Below are 3,634 nucleotides of genomic sequence, written 5' to 3' on the forward strand. Positions count from 1 at the left end.
CGGTTCGGTTCTCTCCATCTGTGGACTCTAGTTCTCCTTCACTCAGCTACTACACCAACGTTCACTCTGGTCATCCGTGACTCAGCACAGCTCACGAAGCGACGCTCGGGAAGTACCGAGTGTTGCAGCATCACGATAGATCTGCTGACGTGATTCGGAGGCAGTGTTGAGCATCCGGTCAGTCGGTTCGTAGGCTTTTGGCTCTCGGATGCGCCGGACGTGGACGTTCTGTTCGACGATCCTGCGGAGATGGTTGATAAGCGATGTGTCCCAGCGGTCGTTCACCCAAGCGTAATCTTGTTTGAGGTAGTCTTCGGCCTCACGGAGTGTTTCGTAGATGATGGCGACTAACCGCTTGAATACGATGTTTTCACCAGTATCGTAATATTCTGTGCGATTTTCGCAGACGAAGATCGACCGATCACCCGGATTCTGGGCGTAGCGCTGTTTAATGGTTGCACTCCAATTTATTTTCCCATCGATTGTCCCGCGATTTGTTCGCGTTACGGATTCGGTGTCTGTCCGAAGGTTGCGAACGCGCTGTGGGAGTTTCTCGACGAACTCGATGACGCTAGGCGAGAGGATGAAATGGAGATCCAACAAGAGTTCGTACTCGGTAAAGCGTTCGTCGAGGGCGTCGGGTTTGATTGCACTGGCGAATTCTCGCTCTGGGAAGGCACCGTGCATGACGTAGGCGAGGATGTCCTCCGTCAGCTGGTCGAGGAGTTCGTCTCTATCCATCGTCTTGGACGGCAGCCACCTGGAGCATGTCGCGTGCTGCAGTGTCGAGCAGCTGTGTATCGATCCGGTTGACAGCAGCAAGCTCACTCACAACCCGTTTGCGCTTTGGGACACCTTCGAGTTGCGGAAGGATATAGCTGATGACGGCCTGTGTAAGCCGGTGTTCCCAGTCGAGGCCGGTTGTCTCGGAGAGATATTCGAGGATATCCTTGACTACGGCCGGTCCAATTGCGCGGTCGTCGATTGCTCCGTTTGCAGCCTGCCATACATGACCAATATCTAGCAACGGATTGATGGTCTCACCGACGTCGAAGTCAGTTCTGTGGAGATTCCAAGCGTCAGAATACGCTTCGAGGAGTGTGTGTAGTTCGCTGTCATCCAACCCGACGAGATCGGGTTCCGGAACCCGAATAAACGCGAAGCGACGCATGAATGCGTAACTCATCTCGTACAGCGACGTTTTATCGTAGGTGTTCAGCGTTGCGAATAGCATCCACGATTCGGGGATTCGGTATTCGTGGGGTTGTGAGATAGAATCGCCGTCGGCAGGCGCGATTGCGATTTCATTACCGTCTTTTGTATAGGGAAGGTGAACAGGTTGACCGGAGAGCACCGTGAAGAGTTGACCGAACGCTTTGTCGATATCAGCGCGATTCAGTTCGTCGATTACGAGTGAGTCGTTCCGTTGGGTGTTCGTCCTTCGTTTCTTGAAGCGATTGAGAACGAGTCCAGGCGTGAACTCGAGGCGATTGCCGGTGTCGGTACCGTCCTCTTCGGGCATGTAGCCACCCACGGTATCGAAGGTCGACCAATCCGAGGTTGCAGTCGTCATCTGTGCCCCTGAGTAGAGATATGGGTATTCTGCTGCGAGATGTTCGGCGACACGACGAGCGATTTCGGTCTTCCCTGTCCCCGGTGGGCCAGTGAAGATGATATGTTTACCGGAGCGAAGTGCGCCTTCGATTTGCGCGAGGATCGCTTCACTTTGGTTGTTCGGGAAGTAGAGTCCGTTGAAGATTTTACTGTCGATACTGCCATTGAATGGTTTGTGGAGTGCAACTGGTGGGACTTCTTCGAGACGACTGGCGAGTGCATCTGCTAAGGCGAGCGCTTTGTCGTTGTCGCCAGGCGATCCGAGTGTCTCGATTGCACGGTGGCGAGGGAAGCCACTGTCGGAAGCTTGGTTACAGATGTCGTCAGCCTTCGCGAAGCTTAGTGCGTTTGTGGTGAGTGCGTCGAGGTCTGCGTTGATTTCTGTTGGTGCTTTTGCGGCGATGGGCTGGGTGTGATCGATGGCGTCAAAGTCCCCAGTGAGATAGAGTCGTTCGAAGGTGATCAGATTGGAGTGTGTCTTTCCCTCGGGGCCTGTGTTGTGTTCGTCGTGCCACCATGCCTTGTCTTCAGATTTGGTCGCTTTTGCTCGGACGATGCCAGCACCGAGAACGCAACTCTGCTGGTCAGCTAGTTCGTTCCGACTTGGAGTTGCTCGTGAATGGAAGATAAGAACGTTGCCAGCTTCGATATTCGACCAGTGGTGTTTGTCGTCGTCCTCTAGGCCGACAGCTGCGTGTTCGTAGGCGGTTAGCCAGTAGTCCGGTGGTGATGTGACCTTGTAGACTGTTTGTTGTTCGTCTCGGATCTGGGTGACAAGTGGATGATCAGGATTGGCGAGTGTTTTGACGTTTGTTCTGCCTTTCTCTAGTAGATAGTCGCCTGCTTTCTCGCTTAAGTTGAACAGATACTGCTGATTGACGCCCGCTCGATTGATCGGATAATATTTTTCAAGCCGAACATCTTCTCGCCAGAGGTATGAAAAGACGTCAACAAACTGGAGTGGTACATCGAAGAGGTGGACGTTGATTTCCACTCGTCTCTTTTCTTCGTCCTCTTCTTCTATGATGTACGCTGGCTCGGTGACGTTCGAGTATCCGACGATCTCACCTTCGACATAATTGAAGACGATGTCGCCTTCCTCGAGTTTTTGGAGATCGTAGTTCGGGAAACTGGTTCGAGGTGCCTGCAGATATCCTGCCTCGAGTTCGTCTCGGCTCTGATTGACCCAGTAATAGGGTGCAGTCGTTGTGACAGGGTCATCATCGCGTAATTGATCACCTTTATCCTCAATCTCATCGAGCTTCGCTTGTACATCCGACTGATCGAGTTCTCCTTTTGCATAGTCGAAGAGTGCATCCCAATCATCTACGTACTTCGCTAGCTTACTCCGGTACTGCCCATCGTCTTCGATGAATATTTTCTGGTCGCCCTTTGAGTAGGTCTCAGCCAAGATGAGCTCACCGGGGATGAAGATGAAGTGATCCTCTTCCGGATGATATTCATCGCGTGATCGCACGTCCAGTTGAATACAGCAAATCCGGTCGTCGGGATGCTGTTTGAGGTGATCCAGTTCACTGTCATATCGGTTCCAAATATGGCTCTCCCCTTTTTCGTTTGTATAGTTCCGGCTGGACGCTTCCGAATATCTCACTTTTCCTGTAACGGGGGTTGTGTCGCCTAGTTGGAAATGGAAGATACGTCCCTCAACGTCGAGGTTGAGCGGAATATCGCGGCTGCTCGCATGCTCCTCAAGCTCTGAAATCCAATCATCAATGGCACCCCGAGACATACTTGCGTCGCCGCACCCGTGTCTGTTATTTGTTGCGATAGTCCCTCTCGGTAAAAGTTGTGCGGATTTCGTCTACCGAAATACACTTGATATTACAATTATAAAATATAATATATTATATATAAATTTTAAGTGATTGAATATCACGATCATATGAGCCTGTCCAAGAAACATCGACGGGATGACTCAGATTCTCTGGATTTCGAGCCATATGACATAAATCTTATCTAGCTGAAACTCCTGTACAGCGTAAGGATTCTCATGACGTCC

2 protein-coding genes are annotated in these 3,634 nt (G+C 51.4%); both read right to left on the minus strand.

Annotated elements, in window-relative coordinates; genetic code table 11:
• Positions 1–81: 81 nt before the first annotated feature.
• The gene (locus tag ACR3FF_RS26200) at positions 82–741 is read right to left on the minus strand and encodes a hypothetical protein (RefSeq protein WP_458191023.1); all 660 of its coding nucleotides are present in this window, start codon (positions 739–741) and stop codon (positions 82–84) included.
• Complete coding sequence (locus ACR3FF_RS26205) at positions 734–3,364, minus strand: AAA family ATPase (RefSeq protein WP_458191024.1); 2,631 nt, start codon at positions 3,362–3,364, stop codon at positions 734–736. The genes ACR3FF_RS26200 and ACR3FF_RS26205 overlap by 8 nt, the downstream gene beginning before the upstream one ends.
• Positions 3,365–3,634 lie beyond the last annotated feature (270 nt).

It is taken from the genome of Haladaptatus ordinarius (assembly GCF_054177595.1).

Excerpts from the sequence above, each read along its gene's own strand:
- ACR3FF_RS26205 (WP_458191024.1), bottom strand. The coding sequence starts at position 3,364 with ATGTCTCGGGGTGCCATTGATGATTGGATTTCAGAGCTTGAGGAGCAT.
- ACR3FF_RS26200 (WP_458191023.1), bottom strand. The coding sequence starts at position 741 with ATGGATAGAGACGAACTCCTCGACCAGCTGACGGAGGACATCCTCGCC.